This window comes from Streptomyces sp. NPDC002057, from assembly GCF_040296665.1.
Classification (GTDB): Bacteria; Actinomycetota; Actinomycetes; order Streptomycetales; family Streptomycetaceae; genus Streptomyces.
Map to the genome: position 1 here is coordinate 23,798 of NZ_JBEOXR010000007.1, position 17,527 is coordinate 41,324.

At 73.3% G+C, this 17,527-nt stretch carries 11 protein-coding genes; 4 read left to right on the top strand and 7 right to left on the bottom strand.

Annotation, left to right across the window (positions count from 1 at the left end):
* Positions 1-25 precede the first annotated feature (25 nt).
* The gene (locus ABT129_RS08305; protein WP_351898161.1) at positions 26-1,855 is read left to right on the top strand and encodes a glycoside hydrolase family 3 protein; all 1,830 of its coding nucleotides are present in this window, start codon (positions 26-28) and stop codon (positions 1,853-1,855) included.
* A 55-nt stretch (positions 1,856-1,910) separates the two neighbouring features.
* On the opposite strand, the gene ABT129_RS08310 is transcribed toward ABT129_RS08305, so the two are convergent.
* From ABT129_RS08310 to ABT129_RS08335, 6 genes are all read right to left on the bottom strand, one after another.
* Positions 1,911-3,356 (bottom strand): serine protease, encoded by a 1,446-nt coding sequence (locus tag ABT129_RS08310; RefSeq protein WP_351898164.1) that lies wholly within the window; start codon positions 3,354-3,356, stop codon positions 1,911-1,913.
* A 99-nt stretch (positions 3,357-3,455) separates the two neighbouring features.
* The gene (locus ABT129_RS08315) at positions 3,456-3,884 is read right to left on the bottom strand and encodes a hypothetical protein (RefSeq protein WP_351898166.1); all 429 of its coding nucleotides are present in this window, start codon (positions 3,882-3,884) and stop codon (positions 3,456-3,458) included.
* Positions 3,885-4,031: 147 nt separating this feature from the next.
* Positions 4,032-7,760, bottom strand: a complete 3,729-nt coding sequence (locus ABT129_RS08320; protein ID WP_351898168.1) for an ABC transporter ATP-binding protein — start codon at positions 7,758-7,760, stop codon at positions 4,032-4,034.
* Between the two features lie 210 nt (positions 7,761-7,970).
* The gene (locus tag ABT129_RS08325; RefSeq protein ID WP_351898170.1) at positions 7,971-9,653 is read right to left on the bottom strand and encodes a thiamine pyrophosphate-binding protein; all 1,683 of its coding nucleotides are present in this window, start codon (positions 9,651-9,653) and stop codon (positions 7,971-7,973) included.
* Positions 9,654-9,786: 133 nt separating this feature from the next.
* Positions 9,787-10,764: an agmatinase gene (gene speB / locus ABT129_RS08330; protein WP_351898172.1), complete on the bottom strand. Its 978-nt coding sequence runs from the start codon at positions 10,762-10,764 to the stop codon at positions 9,787-9,789.
* Positions 10,765-10,872: 108 nt separating this feature from the next.
* The gene (locus ABT129_RS08335; RefSeq protein ID WP_351898175.1) at positions 10,873-12,366 is read right to left on the bottom strand and encodes a sodium:solute symporter family protein; all 1,494 of its coding nucleotides are present in this window, start codon (positions 12,364-12,366) and stop codon (positions 10,873-10,875) included.
* A 225-nt stretch (positions 12,367-12,591) separates the two neighbouring features.
* Between ABT129_RS08335 and ABT129_RS08340 the strand changes: the two genes are divergently transcribed.
* Entirely contained in the window at positions 12,592-14,124 is a 1,533-nt protein-coding gene (locus ABT129_RS08340; protein ID WP_351898177.1) for a PucR family transcriptional regulator, read from the top strand.
* Between the two features lie 15 nt (positions 14,125-14,139).
* On the opposite strand, the gene ABT129_RS08345 is transcribed toward ABT129_RS08340, so the two are convergent.
* A complete protein-coding gene (locus ABT129_RS08345) occupies positions 14,140-14,742 on the bottom strand; it encodes a hypothetical protein (RefSeq protein WP_351898180.1) in 603 nt (200 codons plus the stop codon).
* Between the two features lie 170 nt (positions 14,743-14,912).
* Here ABT129_RS08345 and ABT129_RS08350 point away from each other — a divergent pair, with 170 nt between their 5' ends.
* Complete coding sequence (locus ABT129_RS08350) at positions 14,913-16,280, top strand: helix-turn-helix domain-containing protein (RefSeq protein WP_351898182.1); 1,368 nt, start codon at positions 14,913-14,915, stop codon at positions 16,278-16,280.
* A gap of 87 nt (positions 16,281-16,367) precedes the next feature.
* Positions 16,368-17,525: an acyl-CoA dehydrogenase family protein gene (locus ABT129_RS08355; protein ID WP_351898184.1), complete on the top strand. Its 1,158-nt coding sequence runs from the start codon at positions 16,368-16,370 to the stop codon at positions 17,523-17,525.
* The last annotated feature ends 2 nt before the right edge of the window (positions 17,526-17,527 follow it).

Here is a 17,527-nt window from a genome sequence, read left to right on the forward strand (position 1 = left end):
CCTCGCACGGCCGGAAGGAGCATCAGTGCACCACCGCGCCCCCGCCCCCTCCCGACGCACCCTCCTCACGGTGACCGCCGCCGCGGCAGCGGCCGCCGTCACCGGGGTCACGACCCCCGCCCACGCCGAGAAGGACCGGCACGACGACCGGAAGCTCCGGCGGATCATCGACCGCATGTCCCTCGAAGAGAAGGTCGGCCAGCTCTTCGTGATGCGGGTGTACGGACACTCCGCGACCGACCCCGACCAGGCCGACATCGACGCGAACCTCCAGGAGATCGGGGTCCGTACGGCCGCCGAGCTGGTCGAGCGCTACCACGTCGGCGGGGTCATCTACTTCGCGTGGGCCCACAACACCCGGGACCCGCAGCAGATCGCCGGACTGTCCAACGGCATCCAGCAGGCGGCGCTCGCGCGGCCCACCCCGGTCCCGGTGCTGATCTCCACCGACCAGGAGCACGGCATCGTCTGCCGGGTCGGCGAGCCGGCCACGCTGCTGCCCGGGGCGATGGCCCTCGGCGCCGGGGGCTCGCACGCGGACGCGCGCAGGGCGGCGCAGATCGCGGGCGCGGAGCTCGCGGCCGTCGGCATCCGGCAGAACTACGCGCCGGTGGCGGACGTCAACGTCAACCCGGCGAACCCGGTGATCGGCGTCCGGTCCTTCGGTGCCGACCCGGCGGCGGTCGCCGGTCTGGTCGCCGCGCAGGTCAAGGGGTACCAGCGGGCCGGGGTCGCGGCCACCTCCAAGCACTTCCCGGGGCACGGCGACACCGCCGTGGACAGCCACCACGGGCTGCCGACGATCACCCACACCCGGGCGGAGTGGTCGGCGCTGGACGCCCCGCCGTTCCGGTCGGCGATCGCCGCCGGGATCGACTCGATCATGACCGCGCACATCGTGGTCCCGGCGCTCGACCCCACCGAGGACCCGGCGACCCTGTCGCGGCCCATCCTCACCGGCATCCTGCGCGAGGAGCTGGGCTACGACGGCGTGGTGGTCACCGACGCGCTCGGCATGGAGGGGGTGCGCACCAAGTACGGGGACGAGCGGGTGCCGGTCCTCGCCCTGAAGGCCGGCGTGGACCAGCTGCTCAACCCGCCGAAGCTGGACGTGGCCTGGAACGCGGTCCTGACGGCGGTCAGGACCGGCGAGCTGACGGAGGACCGGCTCGACGAATCGATCCTGCGGATCCTGCGGCTCAAGGCGAAGCTCGGCCTCTTCCGGAACCCGTACGTGACCCGGGCCGGTGTCGACCGGGTGGTCGGGTCCTCCTCGCACCTGGCCCAGGCCGACCGGATCGCCGAGGCCACCACGACCCTGCTGCTCAACGAGGGCGGCTTCCTGCCGCTGGGACCGGCGCGCCACCGCTCGGTCCTCGTCGTCGGCGCCGATCCGGCCTCGCCGTCGGGGACGACGGGTCCGCCCACCACCACCCTGGCGACGGCGCTCGGGGAGCTGGGGTTCACCGCGACCGCGCTCTCCACCGGGATCACCCCGACGGCGGCGAGGATCGAGGAGGCGGTGGCGGCGGCCTCGGGCAAGGACGTGGTGGTCGTCGGCACGTACAACGTGACCGCGACCAGTACCCAGCGCACCCTCGTGGCGCGGCTGGTGGCGACCGGGGTGCCCGTCGTGACGATCGCGATCCGCAACCCGTACGACATCGCCCGGATCGGCGGGCAGCGGGCGACGCTCGCCACGTACTCCTGGACCGACGTCGAACTCCGCGCCGCCGTACGGGTGCTGGCGGGCCGGGCCCGGCCGCGGGGCCGCCTCCCGGTCCCGGTGCAGAGCGCGGACGACCCGGCGGAGGTGCTCTACCCGGTCGGCCACGGACTGTCGTACCGCCGATGACGGACGGGGGTGCGCCCGGTCGGGCGCACCCCCTCACCGTGTCTCCGCGGACGGGTTACGGCCGCAGGCCGTGCTCCCGCGTCGCGTCCTCGTCGACCGGCCTGTCGAGGCGCGCGTCGAAGCGGGCGAGCGGCTGCGCCGCCTGGACGGCCGGGGCGGGGACGTCGGCCCAGGCGAGGATGCGGGCGGTGGCCTTGTTCCGCTCGGCCTCGACGAGCGCGGCGACGGTGGCCCCGTGGTTGGCGCCCGGCGCCGTGTACACGTAGCTGTCGCGCGCGCCCCTGCCGAGGTGGAACTTCTCGGAGCCCCACGGGTCGTTGCCGCCGTAGACGAAGAGCATCCGGTCGGCGTTCCTGCGGACCCAGTCGTCGACGTCCCGCATGGCGTGCTGCTTGAACCTCATCGGGATCTCGCGCGGCACGAAGTTGCGGGCCGGCTGGTAGCCGTAGCGGCTGAGGCCCTTCAGGTGCGGCTGCTTGATGGTGGGCGAGCCGAGCTCGGTCGCCGCCTGGTAGTAGTACGGCGTGTACGGCTCCAGGCCCTGGTCGGTGTAGGCGGACCAGCCGGAGTAGGCGTCGATCGTGTCGTAGACCTCGTCGTCGGTGGCCGTCTTCGCGACCGGGATCTGGTCGCAGACGTCCTCGCCGTAGTACTGCCAGAAGCCCCACACGAAGTCGAGGACGACGGCCTCGAAGGCCTTGTCGAGCGTGCCGACCGTGTTGAAGGTGGCGCCCTCCGCCTCGGCCCAGGCCTTGTACTTGGCCTCCAGCGGGGCGCGGCGGACGAGGGCCTCGCGCTGGAGGTTGTTCAGCCGGTCGCGGCACTCCTTGGTGCCGACGGTCGCGAAGAAGCGGTCGTAGGCCGAGTCCTCGTTGTTGACCACGTCGTTCGGGGCGACGTAGGCGACGACGCCGTCCATGTCACGCGGGTAGAAGCGCTCGTAGTAGGTGGCGGTCATGCCGCCCTTGGAGGCGCCGGTGGAGAGCCACTTCTGGCCGTAGATCTTCTTCAGGGCCGTGAAGATGCGGTGCTGGTCGCTGGCCGCCTGCCAGATGTCGAGCTTCGACCAGTCGGCGGGCTGCGGGCGGGACGGCGTGAAGAAGCGGTACTCCATGGAGACCTGGTTGCCGTCGATGATCCGCGTCGGTTCGGCGCGGCTCGGGGTGGTGCTCAGCGAGTAGCCGCTGGTGCGGAAGACGGTCGGACGGGCCGTGTCCTTGTGGAGGACGGAGATCCGCTGGTCGAACGTGCCCGCCCACGGTCGCCGGTGGTCGATCGGCTGCTTGTAGTTCAGGACGAGGTAGCGGTAGCCGGCGTACGGCTTCTCCTCGATCAGGCTCATCCCGGGGATCGCCAGGATGCGGTCCTTGATGTCCGTGCTCTGCGAGTCGACGACGGCCGTGCTGCCCGTGTCCGTGTCCGCGGCGGTAGCCACGCCGGTCGGTGCCACGGTGCCTATGAGCACCGAAAGCGACAGCGCCCATCTCAGCGACTTGCGCATTCACCCTCCCCTTGGTTCACAACGGTGTCGCGAACCTAGCGGGGGCAACGTGTGGACCGCCAGACCCAGTTGATCCTTACCCTTGGACTTTCCTTCGCATCAGCACAGGATCCAGCCGGTGGAGGTCCCCCGGCCGGCCACCGAACCGGACGCCCGGACGCAGCGGTTGAGGGCGTGGACGGTGACGGGTCCGGCCTGCCGGTCGAAGCGCCCGGACCGGACGGCGGGCCGGGCGCCCCTCGGCTGGAGGGAGACGGCCATCGCGCGGCGGGGGCCGGGCCGCTTGGCGACGGTGACGGCGCAGGCGTAGTCGCGGGTCTTGTAGAGGCGCAGCTCGCCGGTGGCGAAGGCGATGGTCCGGGTGGGCCGGCCGGCGCAGACGGAGGCGGCCTCGGCGGTGGCGGCGCCGGGTCCGAGCCCGCTCCCGGTGCCGGGGACCAGGAGCAGGACGGCGGCGGCGAGGAGCGGCGCGAGGACACGGGCGAGCAGCCTCCGGCGGCCTCGTGCGTCGTCGGTGTCCCTGCGCATGCGTTCCCCTCCCGAGTGGCGCGGCGTACGGACGTACGACGCAACCGCCTCCGGAATGGTTGCCTCCGGCTCTTCGGCCCGGCCGTGCCCGGCCGCGCCCGGCCGGAGACCGGCCGGAGACCGGCCGGCGCCGGGCCGGAGACCGGCTCACACCCGCTCGGGCTGCGGCTCCCCGATGAAGGTGCTCCACAGGGCCGCGTACCGGCCGCCGAGGGCGAGGAGCTCCTCGTGGGTGCCGTCCTCCGCGACCCGCCCGTGGTCCATGACGACCACCCGGTCGGCGCGGGCCGCCGTGGTCAGCCGGTGGGCGACGACCAGGGTGGTGCGGCGGCCGGCGAGGCGGTCGGTGGCGTGGTTGACCTGGGCCTCGGTGGCCAGGTCGAGGGCGGCCGTGGCCTCGTCGAGGAGCAGGATGTCCGGGTCGACGAGTTCGGCCCGGGCCAGCGCGATGAGCTGGCGCTGGCCGGCGGAGAGGTTGCGGCCCCGCTCGGCGACCTCGTGGAGGTAGCCGCCGTCGAGCGTGGCGATCATGTCGTGCGCGCCGACCGCGCGGGCCGCCGCCTCCACCTCGGCGTCGGTCGCGTCGGGGCGGCCGTACGCCACGGCGTCGCGGACCGTCCCGGCGAAGAGGTACGCCTCCTGCGGGACGACGCCGAGCCGGTGCCGGTACGCGGTCAGGTCGAGGTCCCGCAGGTCGGTGCCGTCGGCGGTGACCCGCCCGGCCGTCGGGTCGTAGAACCGGGCGACCATCTTGACCAGGGTCGACTTGCCCGCGCCGGTCTCGCCGACGAAGGCGACGGTCTGGCCGGCCGGGATGCGCAGGTCGATGCCGGTGAGGGCGGTCTCGTCCTTCGCGGTCCCGTCCTCTCCGCCGTACGCGAAGGAGACGTCCTCGAAGGCGATCTCACCGCGCAGCGACAGCACGTCCAGGGGGGCGTCGGCGGCGGCCGTCGACGTCGGCTCCTGGAGGAGTTCCTGCATCCGCTTCAGCGAGACGGCGGCCTGCTGGTAGCCGTCGAAGACCTGCGAGAGCTGCTGCACGGGGGCGAAGAACAGGTCGATGTAGAGGAGGTAGGCGACGAGCGCGCCGGTGGTGAGGGTGCCCGCCTCGATCCGGTTCGCGCCGACGATCATGACGGCCGCGGCGGCCACCGAGGAGAGCAGGGTCACGAAGGGGAAGTAGATCGAGATCAGCCACTGGCCGCGGACCCGGGCCTCGCGGTAGTCGTCGCTGCGGGCGGCGAACCGGGCCGCGCCCGACCGCTCGCGGCGGAAGGCCTGCACGATCCGGAGGCCGGTGACCGACTCCTGGAGGTCGCCGTTGACGACGCTGATCCGCTCGCGCGCCAGCTCGTACGCCTTCACGCTGGAGCGGCGGAAGAAGAAGGTGGCGACGGCGAGGACCGGCAGGGTCGCGAAGACGACCAGGGCCAGCTGGAGGTCGAGGAAGAGCAGCGCGACCATGATGCCGAAGAAGGTCACGACCGAGACGAAGGCGGTGACCAGGCCCGTCTGCAGGAAGGTGGACAGGGCGTCCACGTCCGTGGTCATCCGGGTCATGATCCGGCCGGTCAGCTCGCGCTCGTAGTAGTCGAGGCCGAGCCGCTGGAGCTGGGCGAAGATCTTCAGGCGCAGCGCGTAGAGCACCCGCTCGCCGGTACGGCCGGTCATCCGGGTCTCGGCGGTCTGCGCGACCCACTGCACGAGGACGGTGACCAGGGCGAGCGCGGAGGCCGCCCAGACGGCCCCGATCGCGAGCCGGTTCACGCCCTCGTCGATGCCGTGCCGGATCAGGACGGGGAGCAGGAGCCCGGCGCCCGCGTCGAGGGCGACCAGGCCGAGGCTGATGAGCAGCGGGACGCCGAAGCCGCGCAGCAGCCGGCGCAGGCCGTAGGCGTCCTCGGCCGAGACGGCCCGCGCCTCGTCGATGCCGGGGGTGTCGGTGGCGGGCGGCAGGGCCTCGACGGCGGCGAGCAGCTCGGGGGTGGCTCCGGGCGGGTCGCTCTCCCGGCCCGCGGCCTCGTCCCGTACCCACAGGGTCGGGGTGATGCCGCGCTCGGCGTCGAACTCGGCGTCCAGTTCGGCCCGCAGGGTGCTGTCCTCGGGAGGCGCCGGCGGGGTGGTGTGGCCGGGCGAGACGGCGCCCAGTTCCTCGGGGTCGGTGAGGAGGCGCCGGAAGAGCGGGGAGCGTTCCTCCAGCTCGGCGTGGGTGCCGATGTCGGCGAGCCGGCCGTGCTCCAGGACGGCGATGCGGTCGGCGAGGCCGAGGGTGGAACGGCGGTGCGCGATGAGCAGGGTCGTACGGCCCGCCATCACGGACTTGAGGGCCTCGTGGATCTCGTGCTCGACCCGGGCGTCGACGGCGGAGGTGGCGTCGTCGAGGAGGAGGAGCCGGGGGTCGGTGAGGATCGCGCGGGCGAGGGCGACGCGCTGGCGCTGGCCGCCGGAGAGGGTGAGGCCGTGCTCGCCGACCTTGGTGTCGTACCCCTCGGGCAGCTCGGCGATGAACCGGTCGGCCTGGGCGGCGCGGGCGGCCGTCTCGATCTGCTCCTGGGAGGCGTCCGGGAAGCCGTACGCGATGTTGGCGCGGACGGTGTCGGAGAAGAGGAAGGAGTCCTCGGGGACGAGTCCGACGGCGGCGCGCAGCGAGTCCAGGGTGAGCTCGCGGACGTCGTGGCCGCCGACGAGGACGGCGCCGCGGGAGACGTCGTAGAAGCGGGGCAGGAGGAGCGAGACGGTGGACTTGCCGGAGCCGGACGCGCCGACGACGGCGACGGTCTCGCCGGGCCTGATCTCCAGCGAGAAGCCGTCGAGGACCGGCCTGCCCTCGTCGTACGCGAAGGAGACGTCGTCGAACTCGACGGTGGCGGGCGCGTCCGCCGGGAGCTCCTTGGCGCCGTCCTGGACGACCGGCTCGGTGTCGACGAGTTCGAGGACCCGGTCGACGCCGGCGCGGGCCTGCTGGCCGACGGTGAGGACCATGGCGAGCATGCGGACCGGGCCGACGAGCGAGGCCAGGTACGCGGAGAAGGCGACGAAGGTGCCGAGGGTGATCTGGCCGCGGTAGGCGAGCCAGCCGCCGAGCGCGAGGACGGCGACCTGGCCGAGGGCGGGGACGGCCTGGAGGGCCGGGGTGTACTTCGAGTTCAGCCGGATCGTCCGCAGCCGCCCGGCGAACAGCTTCCGCCCGGCCTCGCGGATCTTGCCGGTCTCCTGGTCCTCCTGGCCGAAGCCCTTGACGACCCGGACGCCGGTCACGGCCCCGTCGACGACGCCGGCGACGACGGCGGCCTGCTGCTGCGCGTGCCAGGTGGCCGGGTGCAGGCGGGTGCGGCTCCGCTTGGCGATGAACCAGAGCGCGGGGGCGACGGCGAGGGCGACGAGGGTGAGCGGCAGCGACAGCCAGGCCATCACGGCGAGCGAGATGACGAAGAGCAGGACGTTCCCGACGGTCATCGGGAGCATGAACAGCAGGCCCTGGATCAGCTGGAGGTCGCTGGTCGCCCGTCCGACGACCTGTCCGGTGGACAGCTCGTCCTGCCGCCGCCCGTCGAGCCGGGTGATGGTGGCGAACATGTCGGTGCGCAGGTCGTGCTGGACGTCGAGGGCGAGCCGTCCGCCGTAGTAGCGGCGGACGTAGGTGAGGACGTAGACGACGACGGCGGCGCCGATGAGGAGACCGGTCCAGACGCCGAGGTCCTTGGTCTTCGTGCCGATGACGTCGTCGATGATCACCTTGGTGACCAGCGGCACGAGGGCGAGCACGGCCATGCCGACGAGCGAGGACCCGAGCGCGAGCAGCGTGTTCGTCCTGTACCGCCACGCGTACCCGGCCAGCCTGCGCGCCCAGCCCTGCTGTTTCTCCCCGACCGCCACGAGTGGCCTCCCGTCCGTCCTGCTCTACCGGAAGGCCCAACACGGCTGGGCTGCGATTTCATCCCGCCGCAACAATCGGGGGACGGAGACGGGACCGAAGTCGGAGCGGGGGCGGGACTTCGGTCCTAGGTCCTGCCCCGGTACGGCACGGCCCCGCGCGGGCCCCTCGGGAGGGGGCCCGCGCGGGGCCGGAGGGTCGCGCCGGGCGGCTCAGAGGTGGGTGGGCTCGAACATCTTCAGGAGGGCCGGGAGGACCACCACGGACGGGCCCGGGGTCGCGAGGGCCTTCGCGAGGTCCGCCGTCAGGGTCTCCGGGGTGGTCAGCGTGGCCGGGACGCCGAAGGACTCCGCCAGGGCCACGAAGTCCGGGCGGGCGAGTTCGGTGCCGGTGGCCTCGCCGAAGGCGCCCGTCATGTACTCGCGCAGGATGCCGTAGCCGCCGTCGTCGACGATCAGCCAGGTGACGTCGAGGCCGTACTGCTTCGCCGTGGCCAGCTCCGCGATCGAGTACATCGCGCCGCCGTCGCCGGAGACCGCGAGCACCGGGTGGCTCGGGTCGGCGGCGGCGGCGCCGAGCGCGGCCGGGAAGCCGTAGCCGAGGCCGCCGGCGCCCTGCGCGGAGTGCATCGTGTTCGGGTGCCGGGCGTCGAAGGCCGACCACGCCCAGTACGCGAGGATCGTCATGTCCCAGAAGCTCGGGGACCGGTCCGGCAGCGCCTCCCGCACCGCCGCGACGATCCGCTGCTCCAGGCCCAGGTCCTGGGCGGCGATCCGCTCCCGGACCCTGCCGAGGACGGCCGAGACCCGCTCGGGGGCCGTCGGGTCCCGGCGCTCCGGGACGGTCTCCAGGAGGGCCTGGAGGGCGAGGCGGGCGTCGGCGTGGATGCCGAGCGCCGGGTGGTTGGACTCCAGCTTCCCGGCATCGGCCTCGATCTGGATCACCCGGCCGCGCGGGGCGAAGGTGTGGTAGTTCGAGGACAGCTCGCCGAGGCCCGAGCCGACGACGAGGAGGACGTCGGCGTCCTCCAGGAAGTCGGTGGTGTGCCGGTCCTCCAGCCAGGACTGGAGCGACAGCGGGTGCTCCCAGGGGAAGGCGCCCTTGCCGCCGAAGGTGGTGACGACGGGGGCGTCCAGGCGCTCCGCGAGCGCGAGGAGCTTCCCTGAGGCGTCGGAGCGGACGACTCCGCCGCCCGCGATGACCGCGGGGCGCTCGGCGTGCGCCAGGAGGTGGGCGGCGACCGCCGTCAGCTCGGGGCGGGGGACGACCTCCTCGGGCGTCGCGTCCATGGCGGTCACGACCGGCAGCGTGGTCTCCGCGAGGAGCACGTCCTGCGGGATCTCCACCCAGACCGGGCCGTGCGGGGCGGTGAGGGCCGACTCCCAGGCCGCCGCGATCGCGGACGGGATCTGGGACTGCGTACGGACCGTGTGGACGGACTTGACCACGTCCCGGAACGAGGCCTGCTGGTCGCGCAGCTCGTGCAGGTAGCCGTGGCGACCGCCGCCGAGGCCGGCCACCGGGATCTGGCTGCCGATCGCGAGGACGGGGGCGGAGGCGGCGGCGGCCTCCTGGAGCGCGGCGAGCGACATGAGCGCGCCGGGGCCGGTGGAGAGCAGCAGCGGGGCGGCCTCGCCGGTGATCCGGCCGTACGCGTCGGCGGCGAAGCCCGCGTTGTTCTCGACGCGGAGGCCGACGTACCGGAGGGAGGAGCGGCGCAGCGCGTCGAACATGCCGAGGGCGTGCTGGCCGGGGAGGCCGAAGACGGTGGTGGCGCCGAGGCCGGTGAGGGTCTCGACGACGAGGTCGCCGCCGTTGCGTCCGGCGGGCGGGTTGAGCGCGGCCTCGGTCTGCGCGGCGGTGGGGCGCAGGACGACGTCGTGGTCGTGGGTCATGAACGGTCCCCTCGGGACGTGGCGTGGTCGGTGCGGTGCGGCCCGGTGGCCGGGTCGTGCGCCCACCCTCCCCCGGAGCCGCCTCCGGGGGAGCCCGGCCCTGGGGAACGTGGGCGCGCGACCCGGCCGGGTCCTACTTCGCCTCGCGGCTCGCGGCGATCTGGCGGGACATGATCGTCGTCAGTTCGTACGCGGTGTGGGAGGCGGCGACCGCGGTGATCTCGGCGTGGTCGTAGGCCGGGGCGACCTCGACGACGTCCGCCGACACCAGGTTGCAGGAGGAGAGGCCGCGGAGGATCTCCAGGAGCTCGCGGGAGGTCATGCCGCCGGCCTCGGGGGTGCCGGTGCCGGGCGCGTGGGCCGGGTCGAGGCAGTCGATGTCGATGGAGATGTACAGCGGGCGGTCGCCGATGCGCTGGCGCAGCTGGTCGGCGACCTCGTCGGCGCCGCGGCGGTAGATGTCGGCCGAGGTGACGATGCCGAAGCCCATCTTCTCGTCGTCGGTGAGGTCCTGCTTGCCGTACAGCGGGCCGCGGGTGCCGACGTGGGAGAGCGCCTCGGTGTCGAGGATGCCCTCCTCGACGGCGCGGCGGAACGGGGTGCCGTGGGTGTACTCGGCGCCGAAGTAGGTGTCCCAGGTGTCGAGGTGCGCGTCGAAGTGGAGCAGGGCGACGGGGCCGTGCTTCTTGGCGACGGAGCGCAGCAGCGGCAGGGCGATGGTGTGGTCGCCGCCGAGGGTCATCATGCGGGCGCCCGAGTTCAGGAGGTCGTCCGCCGCGGCCTCGATGGTCTCGACGGCCTCGTTGATGTTGAACGGGTTGGCGGCGATGTCACCGGCGTCCGCGACCTGGGCGAGGGCGAACGGGGAGGCGTCCTGCGCCGGGTTGTAGGGCCGGAGCAGGCGGGAGGCCTCGCGGATGGCGTTTCCGCCGAAGCGGGCGCCGGGGCGGTAGGAGACGCCGCTGTCGAAGGGGACGCCGACCACGGCGATGTCGGCGGTGCCGACCTCGTCGAGTCGCGGCAGCCGGGCGAACGTCGCGGGACCGGCGTACCGCGGGATGCGGGACGAGTCGATCGGGCCGCGCGGGGTGTTCTGGTCGCTGCTGCTCATGGTCGGGGTCCTCCTGGGTGTTCGGTCGGGGTGTCCGGACGGGTCTCGTCCGGTGCGGCGGGTCGCGGTCCCCGGTCAGGGGGCCGCGACCCGCCGCCGCTGGTGGCTTCAGCCGGTCGCCGCCACCGGCACGGCGTCGCCCTCGGGCTCGGAGCCCTCGGACGGGGTGTCCTCGGGCGCCTCCCGGCCCGCGAGGCGGGCGCGCCAGTGCGCGAGCACGGCGGCGTCCGTCGGACGGGTCAGCAGGGAAACGATCACATATGCGGCGAGTGAGGCCAACAAACCATAGTAAACAGGCTCATTTGCCAGGATTCCGTAAGCCCACATCAGGCCAATGACGGCCAGACCACCGACGGTGACCGCGGCGAGCGCGCCCTGGACGGTGCCCCGGCGCCAGAGGAGGCCGCCGAGGATCGGCACGAGGAGGCCGCCGACCAGCAGGTTGTAGGCGACGGTGAGGGCCTGGACGACGTCGTTGAGGGCGATCGCGATGGCGATGACGGCGACGCCCATGATCAGGATGAAGAGACGGTTGCCCTTCACCTCGTCGTGGTCGTCGTCGTTCCTCGCGGTCAGCCCGCGCAGCTTCGACCAGATGTCGTTGTTGGCGACGGTGGCGCAGGCGATGAGGGCGCCCGAGGAGGTGGACATGACGGCGGCGAGGGCGGCGGCGAGGACCAGGCCCCGGACGCCCATCGGCAGCTCGTCCTTGACGATGGTGGCGAAGGCGTCGTCGGCGCTGGGCAGGTTCGGGTACATCACCTTGGCGGCCGTGCCGATGACGGCTCCGGCGAGGGCGTACGCGAGGCAGTAGGTGCCGGCGACGGTGCCGCCCCACCTGGCGACCTTGTCGGTGCGGGCGGTGAAGACCCGCTGCCAGATGTCCTGGCCGATGAGCATGCCGAAGGTGTAGATCAGCACGTACGTGAAGATCGTCTCGCCGCCGATGCCGAGGGGCTCGAAGTACGAGGTGGGCAGCGCGGCCTTCATCTCGGCGAAGCCGCCGGCCTTGACGACGGCGATCGGCAGCAGCAGGAGCAGCACGCCGACGGTCTTCACCACGAACTGCACCATGTCGGTGATGGTGATGGACCACATGCCGCCGAGCGTCGAGTAGGCGACGACGATGGTGCCGCCGAGGACGATCGCGACGGTCCGGGGCAGGTCGAAGAGGACGTCGAAGATCGTGGCGTACGCGATGGTCGAAGTGACCGCGAGCATCAGCGTGTACGCCCACATGACGACGCCCGAGATGACGCCGGCCCGGCCGCCGTAGCGGAGGTCGAGCATGTCGGAGACGGTGTAGACCTTGAGCCGGGCGATCCGCGCGGAGAAGAAGACGCTCAGCGCGAGCAGTCCGAGGCCGATGGCGAAGACCATCCAGGCCCCGGAGAGGCCGTACTTGTAGCCGAGGCCGACGCCGCCGATGGTGGACGCGCCGCCGAGGACGATGGCGGCCATGGTCCCGGAGTACATCCAGGGCCCGAGGCGGCGTCCGGCGACCAGGAACTCGCTCTTGGACTTGGCGCGGCGCATGCCCCACCAGCCCATCGCGAGCATGCCGGCCAGATACAGGACGATCACTGTGTAATCGACGGCCATGGGGCCCTCCTTCGCGCACCTCGGTGGCGTGTCGTGCGGGGGAATCCCCCTCGGAGGGCCGTGCGGCCTGGTGGCCCGGGGCCTCCGGAGAGGGATCCGGAGGCGGATCGCGGGGACATCCGCCCGTACCCGCGGCCTCTGGATGCCACGACAGTAGGTGGCCGGAAAGCGACGTAGAAGTGTACGTTTCCTCCACTGTCCGGCCGCGAGATGTACGAAGGGCACATGACCATGACCTCCGCCGAGCTCGCCGCCACTCCCCCCGCCCCGCCCGTCTCCCTCACCGCGCTGCTCGCCCGCCGGGACCTCGGGCTCCGGCTGCTCGCCGGGCCCGAGGACGTCTCGATCCACTGGGTGCACACCTCGGAGATGGCCGACCCCTACCCGTACCTGCTCGGCGGCGAGCTGCTGATGACCGCGGGAGTGCAGCTCACCGACCCGGCCCGCTACGTGGAGCGGGTCGTGGCGGCGGGCGCGGCGGCGCTCGGCTTCGGGGTGGCGCCGGTGTACGACACGGTCCCGGAGGAGCTGGTCGAGGCCTGCGCCCGCCAGGGGCTGCCACTGGTCGAGGTGCCGCCGAAGACCCCGTTCACCGCGGTGGCGCGGGCGCTGTGGCGGCTGATGGCGGAAGCCCGGCTGCACGAACTGCGCCGGGTGACGGAGGCCCAGCAGTCCCTGGCGGCGGCCGCCGCCCGGCCGGCCCCGGTCCCCGCGGTGCTCGGCGCGCTCGCCTCACGGCTGGGCGGCCGGGCGGTCCTCTTCGGCCCGGACGGCACGGAGTCGGTGGCGGCCGGACGGGAGGTGCCGGCGGACGCGGCGCGGGCGCTGCGCGAGCTGGCGGGGGTGCTCGGGCCGCGCCCCGGCGGTCCCGCCTCGGCGAGCGGGGACGGCGGCGGTCTCCGGCTCGCCGCGTACGCGCTCGGCGGCGGCGACGGGCTGACGCTCGGGGTGGCGACGGAGCGGCGCGGCCCCGGGGACCACACGGTCGCGGGGGTCGCGGTCGTCCTGCTGTCCCTGCTCACGGCACCGCACCGGGGCGCGGAGGCGACGGTACGGGACGGAGCCCTGGTCCGGCTGCTGCTCGGCGCGGCCCCGGCGCAGGTCGTGGGCGGCCTGGGCGCCGGCCCGTGGACGGTGGTCCACGCACGGGGCGGCGACGGCACCCCGTTCGCGGCGGCCTCGCTGGCGGCGGCGCTGGGGACGCCCCTGGTGGACACGGATGGGGACGGCGGAGAGGCGGGGGGCGGGAAGACGGGCGGGGCGGACGCCGGAGAGGCCCGCGGGAAGGCGGGCGGCGGCCGGCGTGACGACACCCCCGTGACCGTCCGCCTGCTGCTGCCCGCCTCCGCCCCCGTCACCGAGCAGCCCGGCTGGACCCTCGGCGTCGGCGCGCCCGCCGGGGCGGAGGAGCTCGCCGCCGCCGACGCGCAGGCGGCACGGGCCCTGCGCCGGGCGGAGGCCACCCGGACGCCCCTGGTCCGCCACCGCCCGGGAGGCATCGCCGCCCTGGTGGACCCGGCCGAGGCCGCCGCCCACTCCCGCGCCCTGCTCGCCCCCCTCACGGAACCGCTCGGGGAGACCCTGCGCACCTGGCTGTCCCTGCACGGCAGCTGGGACCGGACGGCGACCGCGATGGACATCCACCGCAACACCGTCCGGCAGCGGATCACCCGCTGCGCCGCGCTCCTGGACCGGGACCTGGACGACCCGAACGTACGGATGGAGCTGTGGTTCGCGCTCACCTCCGCGTCCGGGTGATCCCGGGCCCCGGGGTCAGTGGAGCTTGTTGACCGCGGTCTTCGTCGTCGTCCTGAAGGCGTTCAGCGGGGCGTCCTTGAAGTCGCCCATCTGACCCCACCGGACGAAGGTGACGGTCCTGCCGTCCCGGCCCACCGAGAAGAGGTGGATGTCGGTGTTGCCGACCTGCGGGTCGGCGGTGTCCAGGCTGTAGACCCAGGCGCCCTCCTCGACGGCGACCTTGCCGTGGGCGGCGCTGACGGCCTTGAGGCCCGGGTTCTGCTTCTGAAGCAGGGGCCCGCAGCCGGCGAGGGACTTGCGCAGGGTGTCGACCAGCTTCACGGCGTCGGCCTCGGTGCGGGCGACGGTGGTGATCTGGACGCCGTTGGTGTCGAGCTCGGTGTTGAACTCGCGGTAGCGGGTGTTCTGCGCCGGGATCTTGTACGGGGCGCAGAGGGCGCCGCCGTTCTCCGGGACGCCGGTGAAGATCTGGCTGGCGGTCCACGGCGTCGACGACGACGGCATCTGGGAGGCGGCGAGGAAGGCGGGCTGGGCCGCGGCCTGCGCCGGGGCCGTGGCGAGGGCCGCGAGGCCCAGGACGACGGCGGAGGCGGTGAGTGCGGAACGGAACGTGGTCATGACTGGTGATCCCCCTGTGGTTCGGTCGGTGCTCCACCAGCCTCGGGCCAGGCGCCCGGCCGCCGCAACGCTGCCGCGCGCCTTCTCGTCCCGGAACCATTCCACCCCCGTTGACGTGGGAGAACGTGAGTGGTGCGGGATGCCGTGGGACGGGATGGGGTCGGGGCCGGATGGGAAAGTCGAAGGACGCGGCGGTCGAGGAGTTCTCGGCGCGGCTGCGCGCGGTGAAGGCACGCGGCGGCCGCAGCTACGAATCGCTGGGCCGCCGGCTCAACGTGAGCGCGTCCACGCTGCACCGGTACTGCTCGGGCGAGACGGTGCCGGAACGGTTCACCGTGATCGACCGGATGGCCCGCCTCTGCGGCGCCGACGAGCGCGAGCGCCGGACCCTGGAAGAACTGTGGAGCCGCGCGGACCGCTCCCGCCGCCCGATCCCGCCGGAGCCGGAACCGCACCCGGAACCGGAGCCGGAACCGGAGCCGGAGGGGGAACGGGAGCCCGTACCGGACCGGGAGCGGCAACAGGAGCCCGAGCGGGAGCCGGGACCGAAACCCGTGCCCACGCCCGTACCCACCCCCGAGCGCACCCCCGAACCGAGGTCCGAGCCGGAGCCCGCACCTGAGCCCGCCCCCCACGCGCCCGTCTCCCCCGCCCTCGGTACCGTCACCGCCGTCACCCCCGTCCCCGCGCCGCGCGCCGCCCGGCCGTGGTTCCGGCGGGGCGCGCTGGTCGCCGGGGCCGGGGCCGCCGTGATCGCTCTCGCGCTCGTCCTGGTCCTCGTACGGCCCGGGTTCCCCGGCGGTCCGGAGGCCGCGGCCCCTCCGAGGTCCACGGCCCCACCGGCCTCGACCACGACGGGGACCGGGACGAGGCCCGCCCCGGCTCCCGCGCCCTTCACCTGGACCGCCGACTCCCAGGTCTGGCAGGACGGCTGCGGGCACGTCTATCTCGTCGACCGCGGCGCGCGCGGCTTCGCGCCGCCTCCGCCGCCGGGGGACGCCGCCGCGTGGGCGGGCGCGCACGCCGCCGTGCACGGCGGGGAGACGCTCGTGCGGATCTCGCTCCAGGGCAGGTCGCCGTCGTCCGCCGTCGTCCTCCAGGCCCTCCACGTCCGCGTCGTCGACCGTGCCGCGCCCCTCCCCTGGACCGCCTACCGGATGGGCAACGGCTGCGGCGGCGCCGTCACCCCCCGCCACTTCGCCGTCGACCTCGACGTATCGCGTCCGCTCGCCCGGCCGGTCGACGGCTACGACGCGTCCGGCGCCGAGGGCCGGAAGATCCCCGCCGTCTCCTTCCCGTACACGGTCACCTCCACCGACCCCGAGGAACTGCTCGTCACCGCCCGGACCGCGGGCTGCGACTGCCGCTGGTACCTGGAGCTGGTGTGGAGCTCCGAGGGCCGTTCGGGCACGGTCCGGATCGGGGACGAGGAGGGGGAGCCGTTTCGAACCAGTGGGATCGAGGGAAGGCCGGTCCAGGAGTACGACGACATCGGTAGGCGCTGGATCACAGGCGAGAGCTCTGGACAGAGCGGGTGACCGCTGGGTAACTTCGGAGGACGAGGCTGAGCAAGCGCTTAGACAAGCGCCAGGCCGGACCAGGACAGGACCCGAAGGAGGCGGCTCGTGCGCCGTACCGTATTCAACGAGGACCACGAGGCGTTCCGGGAGACCATCCGGGCCTTCATCGAGGCCGAGGTCGTTCCCGTCTACGACGAGTGGTTCGCGGCCGGTCAGGCGCCGCGCGAGTTCTACGACAAGCTCGGCGAGCTGGGCGTCTTCGGCATCAACGTGCCCGAGGAGTTCGGCGGCGCGGGCCTGGACACCCACAAGTTCGAGGCCGTCCTGTACGAGGAGACCTCGCGCGCGGGCGTCCAGTTCGGCGGCTCCGGCGTCCACGTGCTGCTCGCCCTGCCGTACATCAAGATGCTCGCCACCGGCGACCAGAAGAAGCGCTACCTGCCGAAGTTCGTCACCGGCGAGGAGATGTGGGCCCTCGCGATGACCGAGCCGGGCACCGGCTCCGACGTCGCGGGCATGAAGACCACCGCCAAGCTCTCCGAGGACGGCACGCACTACGTCCTCAACGGCTCGAAGACCTTCATCACCGGTGGCGTCCACGCCGACCGCGTGATCGTCTGCGCCCGTACGTCCGCCCCGACGGCCGAGGACCGCCGCCACGGCATCTCCCTCTTCGCCGTGGACACCACGTCCGAGGGCTACTCCATCGGCCGCAAGCTGGACAAGCTCGGCCTGCGCACCTCCGACACCGCCGAGCTGGCGTTCGTCGACGTGAAGGTGCCGGTCGAGGACCTGCTCGGCGAGGAGAACAAGGGCTTCTACTACCTCGGCCACAACCTGGCCTCCGAGCGCTGGGGCATCGCCTTCGGCGCGTACGCCCAGGCCAAGGCCGCCGTCCGCTTCGCCCAGCAGTACGTGACCGACCGCACGGTCTTCGGCAAGCCGGTCGCGCACTTCCAGAACACCAAGTTCGAGCTGGCCGCCTGCCAGGCCGAGGTGGACGCGGCCGAGGCCGTCGCCGACCGCGCCCTGGAGGCCCTGGACGCCGGCGAGCTGACCCCGGCCGAGGCCGCGAGCGCCAAGCTCTTCTGCACCGAGGTCGCGCACCGCGTCATCGACCGCTGCCTCCAGCTGCACGGCGGCTACGGCTACATGAACGAGTACCCGATCGCGCGCCTGTACGCGGACAACCGCGTCAACCGCATCTACGGCGGCACCAGCGAGATCATGAAGTCGATCATCGCCAAGTCGATGGGCTTGTAGGT

Excerpts from the sequence above, each read along its gene's own strand:
- ABT129_RS08310 (WP_351898164.1), bottom strand. The coding sequence starts at position 3,356 with ATGCGCAAGTCGCTGAGATGGGCGCTGTCGCTTTCGGTGCTCATAGGC.
- ABT129_RS08315 (WP_351898166.1), bottom strand. The coding sequence starts at position 3,884 with ATGCGCAGGGACACCGACGACGCACGAGGCCGCCGGAGGCTGCTCGCC.
- ABT129_RS08325 (WP_351898170.1), bottom strand. The coding sequence starts at position 9,653 with ATGACCCACGACCACGACGTCGTCCTGCGCCCCACCGCCGCGCAGACC.
- speB (WP_351898172.1), bottom strand. The coding sequence starts at position 10,764 with ATGAGCAGCAGCGACCAGAACACCCCGCGCGGCCCGATCGACTCGTCC.
- ABT129_RS08335 (WP_351898175.1), bottom strand. The coding sequence starts at position 12,366 with ATGGCCGTCGATTACACAGTGATCGTCCTGTATCTGGCCGGCATGCTC.
- ABT129_RS08340 (WP_351898177.1), top strand. The coding sequence starts at position 12,592 with ATGACCATGACCTCCGCCGAGCTCGCCGCCACTCCCCCCGCCCCGCCC.
- ABT129_RS08345 (WP_351898180.1), bottom strand. The coding sequence starts at position 14,742 with ATGACCACGTTCCGTTCCGCACTCACCGCCTCCGCCGTCGTCCTGGGC.
- ABT129_RS08350 (WP_351898182.1), top strand. The coding sequence starts at position 14,913 with ATGGGAAAGTCGAAGGACGCGGCGGTCGAGGAGTTCTCGGCGCGGCTG.